The 15,241-nt window shown below is 36.0% G+C and carries 16 protein-coding genes and 3 pseudogenes; 2 read left to right on the top strand and 17 right to left on the bottom strand.

The genetic code is table 11. From position 1 onward, the window contains the following. Positions 1 to 562 precede the first annotated feature (562 nt). Positions 563 to 1,819 (top strand): ISL3 family transposase, encoded by a 1,257-nt coding sequence (locus tag RRU92_RS07135; RefSeq protein ID WP_315639098.1) that lies wholly within the window; start codon positions 563 to 565, stop codon positions 1,817 to 1,819. Positions 1,820 to 1,906: 87 nt separating this feature from the next. On the opposite strand, the gene RRU92_RS07130 is transcribed toward RRU92_RS07135, so the two are convergent. From RRU92_RS07130 to RRU92_RS07095, 8 genes and pseudogenes are all read right to left on the bottom strand, one after another. Then, the gene (locus RRU92_RS07130; RefSeq protein WP_315639133.1) at positions 1,907 to 2,923 is read right to left on the bottom strand and encodes a hypothetical protein; all 1,017 of its coding nucleotides are present in this window, start codon (positions 2,921 to 2,923) and stop codon (positions 1,907 to 1,909) included. Further along, positions 2,916 to 3,383, bottom strand: coding sequence for a hypothetical protein (locus RRU92_RS07125; protein WP_315639132.1), 468 nt, complete (start codon positions 3,381 to 3,383; stop codon positions 2,916 to 2,918). The genes RRU92_RS07130 and RRU92_RS07125 overlap by 8 nt, the downstream gene beginning before the upstream one ends. Before the next feature lie 43 nt (positions 3,384 to 3,426). Beyond that, entirely contained in the window at positions 3,427 to 4,221 is a 795-nt protein-coding gene (locus tag RRU92_RS07120; RefSeq protein WP_315639131.1) for a DUF4261 domain-containing protein, read from the bottom strand. 48 nt (positions 4,222 to 4,269) lie between these two features. Continuing rightward, a complete protein-coding gene (locus RRU92_RS07115) occupies positions 4,270 to 4,767 on the bottom strand; it encodes a hypothetical protein (RefSeq protein WP_315639130.1) in 498 nt (165 codons plus the stop codon). Between the two features lie 10 nt (positions 4,768 to 4,777). Next, the gene (locus RRU92_RS07110; protein ID WP_315639128.1) at positions 4,778 to 5,257 is read right to left on the bottom strand and encodes a hypothetical protein; all 480 of its coding nucleotides are present in this window, start codon (positions 5,255 to 5,257) and stop codon (positions 4,778 to 4,780) included. A gap of 17 nt (positions 5,258 to 5,274) precedes the next feature. Next, entirely contained in the window at positions 5,275 to 5,757 is a 483-nt protein-coding gene (locus RRU92_RS07105) for a hypothetical protein (RefSeq protein WP_315639126.1), read from the bottom strand. Between the two features lie 18 nt (positions 5,758 to 5,775). Continuing rightward, positions 5,776 to 6,627 (bottom strand): annotated as a pseudogene (locus RRU92_RS07100) (CbrC family protein). Between the two features lie 32 nt (positions 6,628 to 6,659). Further along, positions 6,660 to 7,167, bottom strand: a pseudogene (locus tag RRU92_RS07095) (YfbM family protein). Positions 7,168 to 7,285: 118 nt separating this feature from the next. Between RRU92_RS07095 and RRU92_RS07090 the strand changes: the two are divergent. Further along, the gene (locus RRU92_RS07090) at positions 7,286 to 8,305 is read left to right on the top strand and encodes a hypothetical protein (protein WP_315639124.1); all 1,020 of its coding nucleotides are present in this window, start codon (positions 7,286 to 7,288) and stop codon (positions 8,303 to 8,305) included. A gap of 30 nt (positions 8,306 to 8,335) precedes the next feature. Here RRU92_RS07090 and RRU92_RS07085 read toward each other — a convergent pair whose 3' ends face one another. The 9 genes and pseudogenes from RRU92_RS07085 to RRU92_RS07045 all read right to left on the bottom strand — a co-directional run bounded on the left by RRU92_RS07085 (position 8,336) and on the right by RRU92_RS07045 (position 15,000). Then, complete coding sequence (locus RRU92_RS07085; protein ID WP_315639122.1) at positions 8,336 to 9,142, bottom strand: hypothetical protein; 807 nt, start codon at positions 9,140 to 9,142, stop codon at positions 8,336 to 8,338. Positions 9,143 to 9,189: 47 nt separating this feature from the next. Next, on the bottom strand, positions 9,190 to 9,501 hold the full coding sequence (locus RRU92_RS07080; RefSeq protein WP_075231390.1) for a hypothetical protein: 312 nt from the start codon (positions 9,499 to 9,501) through the stop codon (positions 9,190 to 9,192). Between the two features lie 38 nt (positions 9,502 to 9,539). Next, positions 9,540 to 9,860, bottom strand: a complete 321-nt coding sequence (locus RRU92_RS07075) for a hypothetical protein (protein WP_315639120.1) — start codon at positions 9,858 to 9,860, stop codon at positions 9,540 to 9,542. A gap of 93 nt (positions 9,861 to 9,953) precedes the next feature. Further along, positions 9,954 to 10,832 carry a DUF4300 family protein gene (locus RRU92_RS07070; RefSeq protein WP_315639118.1) on the bottom strand — a complete coding sequence of 293 codons (879 nt, stop codon included), beginning with the start codon at positions 10,830 to 10,832 and terminating at the stop codon, positions 9,954 to 9,956. A 54-nt stretch (positions 10,833 to 10,886) separates the two neighbouring features. Beyond that, positions 10,887 to 11,768: a diacylglycerol kinase family lipid kinase gene (locus RRU92_RS07065; protein ID WP_315639117.1), complete on the bottom strand. Its 882-nt coding sequence runs from the start codon at positions 11,766 to 11,768 to the stop codon at positions 10,887 to 10,889. Positions 11,769 to 12,045: 277 nt separating this feature from the next. Next, positions 12,046 to 12,765, bottom strand: a pseudogene (locus tag RRU92_RS07060) (class I SAM-dependent methyltransferase). Beyond that, positions 12,746 to 13,537, bottom strand: a complete 792-nt coding sequence (locus RRU92_RS07055; RefSeq protein ID WP_315639116.1) for an alpha/beta hydrolase — start codon at positions 13,535 to 13,537, stop codon at positions 12,746 to 12,748. The pseudogene RRU92_RS07060 and the gene RRU92_RS07055 overlap by 20 nt, the downstream one beginning before the upstream one ends. Before the next feature lie 90 nt (positions 13,538 to 13,627). Beyond that, positions 13,628 to 14,599 (bottom strand): DUF6892 domain-containing protein, encoded by a 972-nt coding sequence (locus RRU92_RS07050; protein ID WP_315639115.1) that lies wholly within the window; start codon positions 14,597 to 14,599, stop codon positions 13,628 to 13,630. A gap of 14 nt (positions 14,600 to 14,613) precedes the next feature. After that, entirely contained in the window at positions 14,614 to 15,000 is a 387-nt protein-coding gene (locus RRU92_RS07045; RefSeq protein ID WP_315639114.1) for a hypothetical protein, read from the bottom strand. Positions 15,001 to 15,241 lie beyond the last annotated feature (241 nt).

Raw genomic sequence — 15,241 nt, 5'->3', positions numbered from 1 at the left:
TATGTTTGTTTCTGTTGAGTATGTCTGTTCCTGATGTTTCCTAACTCTCTAGTAGCAAATATTACGTACTTTATTGATCGTTTCACAAGATGACGTGTGCTTTCACCACACTAAAAATTTATGAATTAGGACAAGTGTCCTAACATCAACTTATAAAAGTAGGCTTTTAACCCTATCAATAATGTGGTTTTTCAACCACGCTTCGGCATTCAACCCTGCCTGTCCGTAGGCATTTTTTACTCGGGTTTATATTTGCTAGAAAACATCATCTCATTTTCTAAGCTTTATTACTATATCATGTTTTCAGATACTTGTAAAGTATTTTTAGAAACTTTTTTTAAATAATTTAATATTTTGTTCGTGAAATTGCTTTAGTTTCAAAATGGAAATCGTTTTAAATTAAAATCAAAAAACAAAAAAAGGAACTAAATAAATTAAGGCTCTATAATATTTGTAGTGGGTAAATCCCCTATAGATATTATGGAGCCTATTTTGTTGTAGAAAAAAAGTCCCATATGACCTATAATGAAAAGCGACAAAACAACTCATTAGAAAGATTCATATGGAACAATTACATTTTATCACAAAACTCCTTGATATTAAAGACCCAAACATCAAGATTGTAGATATCATCAATATGGATACACACAAGGAAATCATCGCCAAACTGGACTACGATGCTCTATCTTGTCCTGATTGTGGAAGTCAAATGAAAAAATATGACTTTCAAAAACCGTCGAAAATTCCTTATCTTGAAACAACTGGTATGCCTACTAGAATCCTCCTTAGAAAGCGTCGATTCAAGTGCTATCATTGCTCGAAAATGATGGTCGCTGAGACTTCTATCGTCAAGAAGAATCATCAAATTCCTCGTATTATCAACCAAAAAATTGCGCAAAAGTTAATTGAAAAGACTTCTATGACTGATATTGCCCATCAGCTATCCATTTCAACTTCAACTGTCATTCGAAAGCTCAATGATTTCCACTTTAAGCATGATTTTTCTCGTCTTCCTGAGATTATGTCCTGGGACGAGTATGCCTTCACTAAGGGAAAAATGAGTTTCATTGCACAAGATTTTGATAATCTCAACATCATCACTGTTCTTGAAGGCAGAACACAAGCTATCATCCGCAATCACTTTCTTCGCTACGATAGAGCGGTTCGCTGTCAGGTGAAAATCATTACTATGGATATGTTTAGTCCTTACTATAACTTGGCTAAACAGCTTTTTCCTTATGCTAAAATCGTTCTAGATCGTTTTCACATTGTGCAACATCTTAGCCGTGCTATGAGTCGTGTCCGTGTTCAAATCATGAATCAATTTGATAGAAAATCCCATGAATACAAAGCTATCAAGCGCTACTGGAAGCTCATTCAACAGGATAGTCGTAAACTAAGTGATAAACGTTTTTATCGCCCTACTTTTCGCATGCACTTAACAAATAAGGAGATTCTAGACAAGCTTTTGAGCTATTCAGAAGACTTGAGACACCACTATAATCTCTATCAGCTCTTGCTTTTTCACTTTCAGAACAAGGAGCCAGACAAATTTTTCGGACTCATTGAGGACAATCTTAAACAGGTTCATCCTCTTTTTCAGACTGTCTTTAAGACATTTCTCAAGGACAAAGAGAAAATTGTCAACGCCCTTCAACTACCCTATTCCAACGCCAAATTGGAAGCGACCAATAATCTCGTTAAACTTATCAAACGAAATGCCTTTGGATTTCGGAACTTTGACAACTTTAAGAAACGAATTTTCATCGCTCTGAATATAAAAATGAAGAGGACATCAATTGTCCTCTCCAGATGTTAGTTTTTATTCAACCCACTACAGTTGACAAAGAGCCTAAATTAATTCCTTTAGATAGGCATAAGCAAAGCTAACTATTCAAAATCGTATTTACTCATCACGCGCTACTTTGGCAGCTAGTTCAAAATCAGTCATCAAATAATTTTCATCTAGACGGATAAGACTATAATACTCATTCCAAAATAGAGAGTCACTGTTACTTGACCACTGTAATCCATACCACAATTGAGTGACATCACTTGTATTTGATGGGGGGATTGACCATAGATGCTTTTTAAAAGTTTCTTGAACAAGTGGAACATCCAGTCGACTAGTCAAGTCGAGTTCATCCAATTTCAAAATTATAGAATGTTCTTTAGCTGCTTCAATGCTATCCTTGTTAAATCGAACCTGAATAACCTTAGAATCTTCTAGAACCACGTCCTTATCTTCTGCCCCGTAAAAGGAAATACTCCCAAGAACTATGCCATCTTTTGCAAAGAGATAGGGAGCGTAGGGAACAGCATTGCTATCAAGTCTGAAGCCTTTTTCGATAGTGACTGTTTTATCACCTGCATACTTTTGGAAATTGCCATCTGCCAGGAGGTCTTCGGAGTCGCTACCACCATCACCTTGTCTTACATAGATATCAAATCCAGCTTCCATCAGATCACTTGCTTTTGTTTCTGCTAACGTGATTTTACTTTCATTAATTTGCAAAATCGGTGCTTGAGGTGGCAAACCAATCGTGAGATTAAACATGACTCCTACCAGAAAGACCATAAAGGTTATAAGGAGGGCAAGTAATGACTTTCCAGTCCTTTTTCTTGCATTGAAAAGAGCCATTATGGCTGGGAGAAGAATCATTTTGGCTAAAATAGAATTCCCAACACCACCTCTATTTAAGGCCTGAAAAGCAAAGATCCCTGCAATAGCAATCAACGTCAGGTAGACTAAAATCTCGCCTAAACCCAGTTTTTCTGTTCGAGTTTGTTGATTTACAGGGGTTTCGTACAATGACTGCCCGTTCTCTTTCCTCTTTTTTAGAAAGAGATAAAACCCCAGACCAAGTAGCAGATTAAAGATTGCAAAAACTATTAAAGTACCTATTATCGCCGTTCTAGCCATGGCTCTCTACTCCTTTATGTTCTCTCTCAAATCTTATCTTTCTCTTTAGCACCCAATTCACAATCAATAAGACCAGCAAGAAGAAGGGGCCACCTTCTATGACCACAATGGGCAAAGCCAGTAGAGCAATCATCAAAAAACTAGCTTTCTTTTGACGCAAACTACCGCCCCATTCTCCGTTTATCAGCTGACCCAAATAGTCGATGTAGTCAGTATACATCATAAACAAAGGATTTTGGAAATCACTGAGCCTTAGGTAAATGAATAAAGCAGAATTTAGCAAAACATAAAGAATTCCAAGGACTAGAATAATCTTTTGACTAGTTCGAGTAGCCTCTAGAACGATTTTTTCTCTCTTCTCTGGTTTTATTTCCTTGAGACTTGGATTCTTACAAGAGAGTTTTTCAAATCTATAGACCAGAAATCGGTAGAGATAATACTTTTTTATATCACGCTTCATAAAATCCCCAATTTAGGAAGGACACTCAATTATAAATCATGGTCTAAACCTCTAACTTCAAGGAATTTCCTTCCAAATAGACAGCTTTTGACTCAGTGATTTTGATTTTTTGATCTTCTGAAAAGCCAATGGTTTCACCATCCTTTAAGGTGACATCACTGCCTAAAACATACTGAAGAATAGACAAGAGGAAATAATATAAGTCATCGCTATCCATGACAGAATCAATGATTTCAATCTCAGTTTTTCCAAACTCTTTCAAACCATAAGTGTAAATACTAGTTTTATCTCCCTGGTTGATAATTCCCATATAAATCCAGAGTTGAAGAGGAAGCATTTCTTCTTTCAAAAGGTCAGCTAGGTCTAGATAAAGATCTTTGGGCAAGAGCAAGGTGGTAGAACCCTGATAAATACCAATAGCTGATTGACTAGTTTTTAGGATAGAGGCATTGACTTTAGTTAATAGGGAATAAGTTTCTACTGGCGAAAGATTGTCAGACAAAATAGAAACAATGGCGTGTTGTGTGTGCTCCTGTGTTTCCTTCTCAACATCCTGCCAGAGGTAAGAATAGGCATACAATTCTTCAAATTCTTGACTTGGGATAGGAAGATCCATCAATGCCAAAGCAACGAGAGCACCATCAATCATAAATGTTGCACTCGAATCATCCCCAGAAACTTCAGAAATTTCAAGTCCCCAGTGAGATTTCAATTCCTGAACAACCTGGTCTAAAGAATAGGCTTGCTGGCCTTTGAAGAGGGGCATGGACAAGATAAGTTGTTTTTTCTTCTCTGACTTTTCTTTCTTACTAGCAAATAGATTTTTTAAAAAATTCATAGGACTTCTCCTTTTTCTCATATCAGTTGGAAAGCAAAGCTATCTTACTCAAAGTGAGTCAAGATACCAAGTTTCCTCGTCCTCAAAACCGTAAAATTTCTCATCAAGTAGCCAATTTCCATCCACCAATCTAAGAACAAACTGATGCTTCATTTCTAATGCTTCTTGAAAATGGGTGATAATTCTTGCTTCTTCAGCTTTTGTCATGATAAAATCGACAGAAAAATCATTCGTTTGAACATAGTTATACTCACTTGGGGAAGCATAAGAATTCCGAGGACCTCTTTGAAGATATTGTGGTGTCACTCGTCCAGTTAAAAGTTGCATTTGCCTCTGAAAATAGTCATCCATAAGTTCATTCCACAAAGGATGAAGCTGATTTGATGGGATGCCAAGGCCTTCTTTTTCCTTATCCAGTGCTCTGTTACGCTCAAAAATTTCCTCTTCTAACAAGGTTAAACTTTTGAGTAAATCAAGTAAGTCAGGGATGATTTTTTCTGCTATGGCTTGATATTTTTCAGGGGTATTTTTATAGTTCACTCTCATGATAAACCTCTTAATTCTCCTGGATTAATTGGTTTAATTCTAGGTCTGAAAGAAAGCCATCCTTGTATAGTTTTCTCAGTAAGTCCTCATCAACTGTGATTGAATAATAGTCAGTCACAAACTCATGAAATCTCTCAAAGCTATCAAAAAGGAAGGTTGTTTCATCTTTTTGGTCTTCTGAATAAAGTGAGACATACTTTTCATCCAGTCCTTTATAAAAACTATCGATGATATCTTGATTCCACTCGTCAGCAGCAAACTGGCTTAAACTACTCTCATGATCCAAGCCTTTTATAAGGATCATTTTATCAGTCAAAATCACATCCAAAGAATCACCAGAGCCATTGTCAATAAGGTAGCGGAGTCCATAGTCTTCCTCAGTCTTAATCACGAGTTTGATCCAATCCTCACTCGGATCTGTCAGATACTCATCCAGGACCAGCAAGGCATCTAAACGAGTCTTTATCTTGTCCCAATCAATCTTTCTCATCTCTAAAAACCTCCATCTTATTCTTGCGATTTATCAAGATCACAAGCCCTATAACGAGCTGTTAGATAGCCTGAAAGGCTAATCTGAGGGATATTCCACTCATTGGGCAAATAAATTGAACAATCTACCTGATCACCTAGAGAGGAACTTGCTGAGAAGACATATCTTCCCAAATCTTCATTATTAGGATTTCTTTCAACTAGACTCAATCTGCTAGTATTGAACCAGTCTTTAAACAGTAGCCAGATTTGCTCGGCATCTTCGTTTAATAGGGAGACTTTCAAGTTGTAGCTGATTCCGACCCTACATCTTTTTTTGAATCCTGACTCATCAGCCCTACAAACTTTTATCGATCCCTTATCATACTGCCAGTTATCACTATCAAATAGGGAAAATTGAGCAGATAGATTGTCTTTAAATCCCTGCATAGTATCTAATAAATCTTTGGAGGCAGCTTCAAATAATTCTAGTTCTTCCATAGTCTTCTCTTTAATTTTCATAGCGAATCACATTCCGATTTAATCTGCATCGACCCAGATCTGGTATTTTGGGCAATGGAGGTATCTAAACAAATAACCACAGAGAGACCCATCTTTGACCAAGTAGTCTTCTACCTCTTGATATTCTTCACGCGCTTCATAGTCTGCCAAGACTTGCTTAGCGATTCCCATGGCCTTTAATTCTCGAATGCCAACTGTACCCAAGTAAGCACAATAATCTTGGCAACAAGAAAGCCAAGATTATCCCTGCCAACTAGAGTAGCCTGGAGTCTGACAAAAAAAGAGCTGATTCTTTTCTGGATCCAATTCACCCTGCCACTCGTCATCTTGGATAAATTCTGCATCGAATTTTTTGGCTGCTTGACCGTTTGCAATGCAAGTTGGGCAGAGATGTTCTATCTCTTCGATACTATAAGGTATAAGGGTATAATAAACATTGCTTTCTTTCCCACAAGATGGGCAAACCTTGGCTTCTCCTTCAACAAATGAACCTGTAGCTAATGGATCTGGATGATAGAGAAAATGGGGTAAGTCTTTTAACAAGTCCTGCCTTTGCTTCTTCCCTTCTTTTGTTAGGGAACGAGGAAGGGCAAATCTATCTCCATGACTCTGACTCATTTCTTGTAAACGACTCAGTTTCTTTATCTGTTTTCGATTTGGTTTATCAAAAATTTCGGTAAATAAGCTATAGGCACTAATGTAGAGACCCAATTGCTCATAGAGGTCAACTAAGTCTTTCTTCGCTTCTAAATCATCAGACTTAGCTAATTCATCAGCCAAATCATAAAGGGCTGCGACACTTGAAGGCTTTCCATCTTGGTCCAGGTATTGCTTTTTTAATGTAATGTATTTTTCTAGAAATGGATTCATCTGACCACCTTCCTAATGGATGACATAAAATCTTAACAAATAGTCACTAAGACATTCCCCTTGTGGTTTAAGATTTCATTGTAAAAGTCTTTCATTTTGACAAAGCAGGTTAAAATGTCATCCTTGATTTCTTCCTCTTCCTCAAGATAATCCCAAATATCAGGATACAAGTCGGCTTTCTTACAGGCTTCCATACTAAAGTCAGTCATAGCTCTGTCCATGTCAAAACTTTCTAGAGCTTCTACGATCTCGGCTATCTTGTTTTTTTTCAGTATAGGCGATATATTCAGATACATCCTCTAGAGGAGTCACCCCTAAAACAGCTTCTCTCAAGGGATTGTCATCCAAAAATTCTGAACTACTAAATCCTGTCAAGACAAAGACCAAGACATCCCACATTTTATCGATATCCAGAAAAATTTCAAATTCTTCTGCATAATCCTCCGCCAAGTCCAGCAAGTCATTTTCCTCATTAGAAAGTAGCTTTATTTGTTTTAATTTATCGTCTGGTAAATATTGATAATTGGCAATCATTCCCATGATTTTTCTCCTTTGAATCTGTTAGTATCATATGGATATTTCTAGCTCTATTTCCCTAGAAAATGCTATAATGGAGCTAAGAAATTGTTTTATTGTAGGTTAAATAGGGGAAATAGTCATGTTCACTAGTATTGTTTTGGGCTTTTATGCTCTTTTCTTTCTATCCTTATCCTTTACCACCTATCTCTATATCAGACTCGTAGTTGCGGTTAAAAAAGGCAAAGACATTCCCAAATGGATTTATAAATTTGGCCATGCTGTTCAAGGAAGAATTCACGTTGACTATGAAGAAATCACTGATGCTAATGCCCTTAAAGAGATTCATTGGTTCTTGCTGATCTATTTAATCGTAAATCTACTCGTATTGGCTGGCTTCTACTATCATGGCAATAGCTTCCCGCAAGCAGTTTATGAATGTTTGAAAAAACAATTTTTCATCGTACTTGTTAGTATGATTTTAAAAAGTCTTGGAAAATTTGTTGTACTAGCTATAAGAAAAAACTTTCATAACAGTCATGTCTATGCATCAACCAACGCTTTTGTCGGGACATTTTTTTTAACGAGTTATGTTTTTATGTTTTGCATCATGATGAGTGGTCTTCCAGCGCAACCTGTTCCAGTAACCATTCAAGATACCACTGTCATTATAGGGGAGACCAAGGCTTCCGAGCTTTTGGAGCATGGGTTCACCTTCGAAGATAAAGGTGCAGATAGTCCAATCACCAATCCCAAAAACGACCACTTCTACTACGGTCAGCTTCTCGAAGTCAAGCGGGATGATCAGTCCTATGGCTTTATGAGCCTTACTCCCACAGGTAAAGATACTGATCAACTCAAAAACTGCGTCGTCACCTATTACAGAACACCTAAGGATAAGAATCAACTAGAAGAAATTTCCATCAATCATGTCAAGCTAGCAAACCTCAAACACCAAGACTTTCAAACACGAAAATTAATCGATATCTTTGAAGTCAATCCTGTTGATTATCATGAATCTGATACCGATGCCAACTTCATTTTAACCATTCAAACAGCAGATTACGACCTCTGGAAAAGATACCGGATTGAATCCAAGTTCAATTCAGATGGTTCCCTGGATAGCTATGGTGTCAGAGCCCAACACAGCATGTGGGAATGATTGACCATTTCTCCCATTATCACATAGGCATTAAACTGGAAAAATATCGTCGACAAGTTTATAGGTTTCAATGAATCTAAGGCCAGAGGAACCTTTATCTCTAGTGATTTCTTCATAAATATCTTCTAAATTTTGGGCAGGTGCTAACATCCAAAGACTAAAAGGTCTAAGTTTCACCTGTCCAATTTTTTCAATATTTTCTAATAATTGCCCTAAATCTTTGTGATTGAACCAGCAGTCTGTAACGAGAGCAAACTTTGTATTGTCCATCTTACAGGAGATATGACTGGTCAAAAAATCATCGATAGTGGGCTTTTTTGTCTGTAAGAGGCGCGTGCAAGCCAGATGGTACTCAAGCTTTCTAGGACTCTGATCAACCATAGATACAAAGACAAGACCATACTCATCTTGAAACTTAACAGCAAGGAGATCCCCTTCTTCAAAATAGGGTTTGCGTTTAGTTTTGGCTTTAGGGAACTTTAGAGGCCTAGGATTTTCAGTTTGCAACTGGATAGCAAGTTTTTCCAAGACTTTTTGCCTTTGCTTCAAAGCCTTTGGATCTATTTCCATCCAAAATGGATCAGCCCCTTTTTGGATAAGCTCTACCGTTTTATCTCTGATATCGTCTGTCAGGTGACCAATCTTCCACAGTGAATAGGCAAGAGCAGTCCAATAAATCTCTGTAAAAAAGTCAGTTTGACAGTAATCTTTCTCTGCATCGAGGATATCCTTGATAATATTGGACACATGATCACCGTCTCTATAACGACCAACTACCTCATTGTAAATGTCATACCCTTGATCACTGTCAATGATTTTAACGCCATCAATAGCCATTCTCAACTCCTAGGTTCAACCGCCATGAAATTACTAAATTTAAAACCTTACTTAATCTTATGCTTGTTCATTTTTTCTTGGAAAATATCTGTAAGAATTTGTCGCAATTCTTGAGCTTCTTTTTCAGGAAGTTGGCCTTCTTGTTCAGCTACAGCATACAACTCTGGATACTCGAGCGAGATTCTCTTAACAGTACGTGTAATGGCATGTTTTCTAACAAAAAATGGAATTCGTTTAATCATATCTTGAGGAATTAAAGCGATAATTTTATCGGCAGTTTCCTTATCGGTCAGCTTAGAGAAAGTTAGTCCCTTTTTAATCATTTCTTGTTCTTTTTCTGTAAAATCTTTAATATCCATTGTGTCTCCTTATGACTATTTTATTTACTACTATTATACTATTTTTTTAATTGGTCGAATGAAAAATCTCTATAAATCACTTCTTTGCCAAGAACGGAATCTGTTGTAACAGGTAGTTTTTGCAGCAAATCTTGGATATCAATATTAGTGGGAAGAGGATTAAATTCTCCCAGACTATTTTCTTGAAGATGTGATGCAAAGATAAACTCCCCCTTTTCCCAATCCATAGCACAATCATTGATAACATCTACTGGCGACAGGTCCAGCAGTTCTTGCTCTTGCGCTATAAACGTTTCGTAGATCAACTCAAAAATAGCTTCCTTATCAATTTTTACAACTCTTAATGTATGTTCATCCATGCTTGCTATCCTCTAATCATGTCAATTTAACTATCATTCGATTGGTAACTTCTTATCCTACTCTTTAGGCAAATCATCCCCAAAATCCTACTTTTAGAATTGAACCCACTTATCATTATCCATAATAAAGGGATTCGCTAGACCTTCTCCTGTATAGTTTTCGTATTTTGTATCTAGATATTTGTAACAATCTTCCTTGGTCGCAAATTTGATGGCTTGATAAGGCTCCTCAAAGGTTAACTTTTCGACAAAAAGGTAGCCATCCTCACTTGGTACAAGTATCCCAACATGACCGATAAAAAGGGATTGCCCATCCAAGTCATCATGGACAACTACGGATAGCATTCGAGCATTTTCATTAAACTTGAATTGAGAAAGGAAGTTTTCCATCTTAGCAGCATGAACCTTGACATCTGTGGTTGCTTCAGTTTTAACTCTTGAAAATAAAATATCAAAGGCATCCTTGTCTTCTGCACCAAAGACCTTTCCCTTATCAATAGCATCATTATCGACAAACAAGAGGGAATCATCTTTCTCTAACTTAGGAATTTCGATGGAATTTTTCAATAAACAATAACTGTTAATACGACAGTTGGTACCTACAAAATCACCTTTTTTCGGAGTCCAAAGATTGCTTATCTTTTCAACATCATAGTTTGTTTTGGTAAATGTAGAAAAATCTCCAGTTAGGCCAACTGAACCGACAGTATTGTTATAATCATTTACAAGGTTGAAAAATGCATCCACACTTTCTTTATCCAAATGTGCAGCCAAGGCTTTCCGAACTTCTTCTGCACTCGGTTGATTGTTCAAATTGCTATAAGTTGCTTTCCAGGCAACTTGATCAGACTGTGTTTGAGTTACTGAAGTTTCAGCAGTACTATCAGATGTCTTTTGAGTTTGACTACAAGCCACTAAGGTCAAAAGAAGCGTTGAGAAAAGGCCAATAGTTGCTAATTTTCTAATTTTCATAGGTTTTCCTTTGTTAATAATATCTTTAAAAAGACTTGTCAAAGTTTAAAAATCTTATACTTTCGGTTGAGAATAGACTTGAATATGCTGACCTAGCACTTTGATTTCTACTGGTAGGTCATCAGATTTGTCACCATCAACATCCGTTTCTAACTCAGTGTCTGAAGAGATTTTTATATGACGAGCTTTTATGTACTCGATGTGATCATTTTCAACGACATCCCCTTTTAATAAGTCAGGAATAACTGACAATTTAGTAAGAATTGATGCATCCTTAAGAATCAGAACGTTTGCATATCCGTCCTTATCTTCATCAAAAATCTTCTTATCAGCAAAATAATTGGTTAGGAGAACTAAAACGTGACTTGCTTCTCCAATATAATTTCCATTTTCTGTCTCAACTTGAATGTTAAATGCTTGATCTGTAACGACAGACTTCATGGTATTAATCGCATAGGCTAGCATACCAAACTTTGTTTTATCCTCTATCCCAACGTTATGGATGGCTTCTGGTAGTGAACCAATACTAAAGATATAACCAAAATAATTTCCATTTGATTTTCCGATATCAATCTTACTCGTAGAATTAAAATCAAGCTCGTCAATGGCACCATCAATATCTTGATTGATTTCTAATAGTTTCGTGATGAGATTTCCAGTTCCTCCAGGTATAATTGCTAGTTTCGGAATAAAGTCTTTCTCAGCAATACCAGAGATTACTTCATTGACAGTCCCATCTCCACCAAAAACAAGGACAGCATCATAATGCTCTCGAGAAGCTTCTACTGCAAAGTTTGTGGCGTCTTGCGCTTTTTGTGTAATTCTGGTATCGACTTGCTCGAAGTATTTTTTAGCCTTATTTTCTAACTTTTCCTTATACTCTAAAGCCTTTTCTCCACCAGAGGTTGGATTGATAATCAACATTATTTTTTGCATTTTTTTCTCCTCAATATCTATTCACATCTTTAGGCTATCAATATATCTTTTTTTGATACACTTTATTATATAATGAAATTTCTAAAAACAAAAATTGAAAGTACTGAACTAAAATAGATACAATCATGAACTGTCTAAGAATTTTTCTATCAAAATTGGAAAAATAGAATTTGTGGAAAAAATTTTATCAAGTTACAAACTGAAGAAATCATCTCATTCACTCTTTCTTCATATACATCAGTTTTTATTTTACTTTAAAACAAAACCTATGCTTCTATTATTTTTTTAACCACAAATGTTGTAAAAAACTAATATCTTTATAAGGTTTTAAATCACATACTGCAAGTTCAATCTTTGTCATTTCTTCTAACCAGTTTTCTTTGCTCTTAAATTCATTTGGTTGTAGACTGTAAAATGTTCGAATCCCCAAATAGTTTTCTAATTTAAGACCAGACAAAGCTAATAATTCCTCAATCGTATAAGTAGAACCACTTGCAAAAGATAGGCTCTCAAAATTTTCACCATTGAGTAAGCAAAATGCCTGATTGATGTCATTAGCAAAAACAACACTTTGTAGAACTTTTCCAACTTGATTATGCTTGATAATTGAAATCAAGCCATCATCTTTTAAAATTCTTTTGAACTCCAGAAGATAGTCTTTTCGGTCATTAGGATCTATATATTCTAAAACATTATGGCAAAGGACAAGATCAAAGGATTTATCCATAAAACAAGCGAGTTAGTCAATACTTCCCCACAATTTTTCATAGGATGTGGAAGAGTTGGCATAGAGCATTTCCTCATTAGGTTCAACAGAAATAACTTGATTCTTGCGAGAGAGAAATTCACTGACCAAGCCAAATCCAGATCCAAAATCAAGAATTTTCTTACCTTCCAGATGAGCAAGTTGGGCAAAGGTTATTTCATATTGTATCTTTCCCCAAGGTTGTTTTAACATATTTCTATAATGTTCAAGATCAGATCTTTTGCTTGTCATGTGTTACCTCATTAAAACTGGTATTTTTCTTTACAATCATTTCTTTTAATAATTTACAGTAAACTACCGGATTTTCTGTGATCTTGCGACAGTGATCATATCCTTGCCAAATATGAAATGTGGCATGAGGATACTTTTTAGGGAGAACTTTTTTAGCAGCTATCAAGTCGAATTCTTTTGATCCATAAAAGAAGGCACAACTTTTTTGTTCCTCTAGTGTAAGGTTGGGCAAAGCTACAAAGGCACAATCATGGGAAATATGTCTGATGCTTTCTTCATCCATAGCAATGAAAGAATCCGCCATCATCTCTCCTTTTTCTCCATAAAGTGAAACCATCTTACGAACAGCTATATCTCTATTTCGCAAAGCTTTTCTATGCTTTATTAACAATAAATACCTAGTAAATACATCTAGCAAGGGCGCATTTGTCCATAAACTAACCCCTTCAAAAACAAGTTCCCCAAACCTGATGTCCTTGTAATTCAATAATTGCAGTAATACAACTCCACCCAAGGATGCACCAAAGCCTAAACGCAGGTCTTTTATCTGATGATCTTTTAGATAATTATAGATCATCTGGCTTTCCTTAATAGCTGACTCGTAAGTATCCGAAGCTGATCGCCCATGCGCAGACAAATCCGGAATAATATATCTAAACTCTTGCCCCATCTGATCTGCAATGAGGGACTTCATCCCTTGAGCAGAAGATAACATAGGGTGGATTAACAATATCGTATCTTTCTGATTAGAATTAAGATCAAGAATGTTCATTTTCCGACACCAGATTTCTTTCCTTTTTTAACCCTTATTCTTAAAGAACTTATCCCATCCATTTATGATTTATCCAGATAAATGCGACAATTATAATAACTTCACTTGAACCCCTTGCATGTCGAACGTTTCTTTGACATGTTCAAAATTACTGCTTATGATAGTCGCTTGCTTCAGATTTGGAAACTGTTGCAGTTCTTTAAGACTAACTTCATTTAGATCAAAACCATCATCTTCACCGTCCCACTGAGGAATCAAATTCAGATAAATTTCATTTCCGCCATCCATATAAATTTCTTGGACTTGTTCGGCATATTTTTTGGGTATCGGAAGATCTATCATATATTCAAGTGCTGGCTGAATAATCTCCATACTTTCTGTATCGATTTCCAGTTCACTAAATTCATCCGCAAAATCATAGATGTCAAAGAAGGGTTTCAGTACTCGTAAATCGTACATCAAGACCTGGATAATAGCTAATTTAAAATTTATATTATCAAAGCGTAACACTTCTTCGTCAGTTTCTTTTAATTTGTAACTTTCCCGTTCATGTTTGAACTCTGGAAAGTAGGAAATAGATAGTGTGTCTGTGATGGTCTCTGGAATTCCATTAAAATTTCTTCCGTAAGGGGTCCATAAAATTAAGTTAAAATCCCCTACTCTCTGTCTATCAGAAAAGAAATAAGGAGATTTTCCATCTGATAATACCACAGCTTGGCATGGTTGCTTTGGTAATTCTTTCTCTCCAGTCATAGATTTTACAACATCGCCATAGTAGAGGAAAACAGTAGAAATCAAATGTTCCTCATCAATGTAGGTCTTACATTTTTTTAAATGATTATTAATTGAGAAAGAATGTTCAAATACAATTCCAGCTTTATCATAAATGTATTTAATAAACTTATTATCTCTTTTGACAACCTGGTCAGGCTTCCCCAATACAGCTTCAATATCTTTCAAGGACAAAGGAAAAGCTAAGCTGGTTCCGTTAATAATCATTGAATTGTTGTGGAGATTGATTTCAAGTTTTTTGTGTGTTGCTTTCTTAAAAAAATCAAACATATTACTACCTTTTCTTAAGTTTCTTCAAGATACATTTTGACTGCTAGGTATTCCTGCTCTTTAGCATAGGCAAATACTTCTGAATTTCTAATGTAGTCAAAAATATTTTCCTCTAAATCTTCATCCCAGGTCGATTCACTAAAGATTTGATTGTCTTGACTAGCTTCATAGAAAATATCAAGGTGAACCTGATAAAACTCTTCCTTTTCATTTGGAGCTTGCCTTACTAAGGATAGTTGAAACAAGGGCTTATCAGATATAGCTGTAAATGTCCCTGTTTCAAATAAAATCATCTCATCCTCAATAGGCTCACGACACAAGTCTTCAAAGATTGCTACCATATCCTCTAAGGGCATCTTATCGGTGATTCTTTTTCTTAAAAATTCAAGTGATTGCTTCATGCTTCTCCTCTTTCTAATTGGAGTTTCGTTCTTAGAAAAATCCTTTTAAAAAATAGAATCCCTACACCCTTTATTATACTACATTAACAGAAAAAAGACTGAACCAGATGGCATTCACGGATCTATACTATTGTAATCGGTCAATTCCCTAAAATGATTACCTAGTCCATTTTATTGTATACAGATGAGGTGTTATTTGAGCATGCCCTTTTATAACTCAATTAGTATTAAAAATAAGGTA

Source organism: Streptococcus sp. DTU_2020_1001019_1_SI_AUS_MUR_006 (assembly GCF_032340315.1).
Classification (GTDB): domain Bacteria; phylum Bacillota; class Bacilli; order Lactobacillales; family Streptococcaceae; genus Streptococcus.
This window is presented reverse-complemented; position numbering and strand designations above follow the sequence as displayed.

What these genes read in the sequence shown, in the direction of transcription:
- RRU92_RS07135 (WP_315639098.1), top strand. Translation starts at nt 563, where the DNA reads ATGGAACAATTACATTTTATCACAAAACTCCTTGATATTAAAGACCCA.
- RRU92_RS07130 (WP_315639133.1), bottom strand. Translation starts at nt 2,923, where the DNA reads ATGGCTAGAACGGCGATAATAGGTACTTTAATAGTTTTTGCAATCTTT.
- RRU92_RS07125 (WP_315639132.1), bottom strand. Translation starts at nt 3,383, where the DNA reads ATGAAGCGTGATATAAAAAAGTATTATCTCTACCGATTTCTGGTCTAT.
- RRU92_RS07120 (WP_315639131.1), bottom strand. Translation starts at nt 4,221, where the DNA reads ATGAATTTTTTAAAAAATCTATTTGCTAGTAAGAAAGAAAAGTCAGAG.
- RRU92_RS07115 (WP_315639130.1), bottom strand. Translation starts at nt 4,767, where the DNA reads ATGAGAGTGAACTATAAAAATACCCCTGAAAAATATCAAGCCATAGCA.
- RRU92_RS07110 (WP_315639128.1), bottom strand. Translation starts at nt 5,257, where the DNA reads ATGAGAAAGATTGATTGGGACAAGATAAAGACTCGTTTAGATGCCTTG.
- RRU92_RS07105 (WP_315639126.1), bottom strand. Translation starts at nt 5,757, where the DNA reads ATGAAAATTAAAGAGAAGACTATGGAAGAACTAGAATTATTTGAAGCT.
- RRU92_RS07090 (WP_315639124.1), top strand. Translation starts at nt 7,286, where the DNA reads ATGTTCACTAGTATTGTTTTGGGCTTTTATGCTCTTTTCTTTCTATCC.
- RRU92_RS07085 (WP_315639122.1), bottom strand. Translation starts at nt 9,142, where the DNA reads ATGGCTATTGATGGCGTTAAAATCATTGACAGTGATCAAGGGTATGAC.
- RRU92_RS07080 (WP_075231390.1), bottom strand. Translation starts at nt 9,501, where the DNA reads ATGGATATTAAAGATTTTACAGAAAAAGAACAAGAAATGATTAAAAAG.
- RRU92_RS07075 (WP_315639120.1), bottom strand. Translation starts at nt 9,860, where the DNA reads ATGGATGAACATACATTAAGAGTTGTAAAAATTGATAAGGAAGCTATT.
- RRU92_RS07070 (WP_315639118.1), bottom strand. Translation starts at nt 10,832, where the DNA reads ATGAAAATTAGAAAATTAGCAACTATTGGCCTTTTCTCAACGCTTCTT.
- RRU92_RS07065 (WP_315639117.1), bottom strand. Translation starts at nt 11,768, where the DNA reads ATGCAAAAAATAATGTTGATTATCAATCCAACCTCTGGTGGAGAAAAG.
- RRU92_RS07055 (WP_315639116.1), bottom strand. Translation starts at nt 13,537, where the DNA reads ATGAACATTCTTGATCTTAATTCTAATCAGAAAGATACGATATTGTTA.
- RRU92_RS07050 (WP_315639115.1), bottom strand. Translation starts at nt 14,599, where the DNA reads ATGTTTGATTTTTTTAAGAAAGCAACACACAAAAAACTTGAAATCAAT.
- RRU92_RS07045 (WP_315639114.1), bottom strand. Translation starts at nt 15,000, where the DNA reads ATGAAGCAATCACTTGAATTTTTAAGAAAAAGAATCACCGATAAGATG.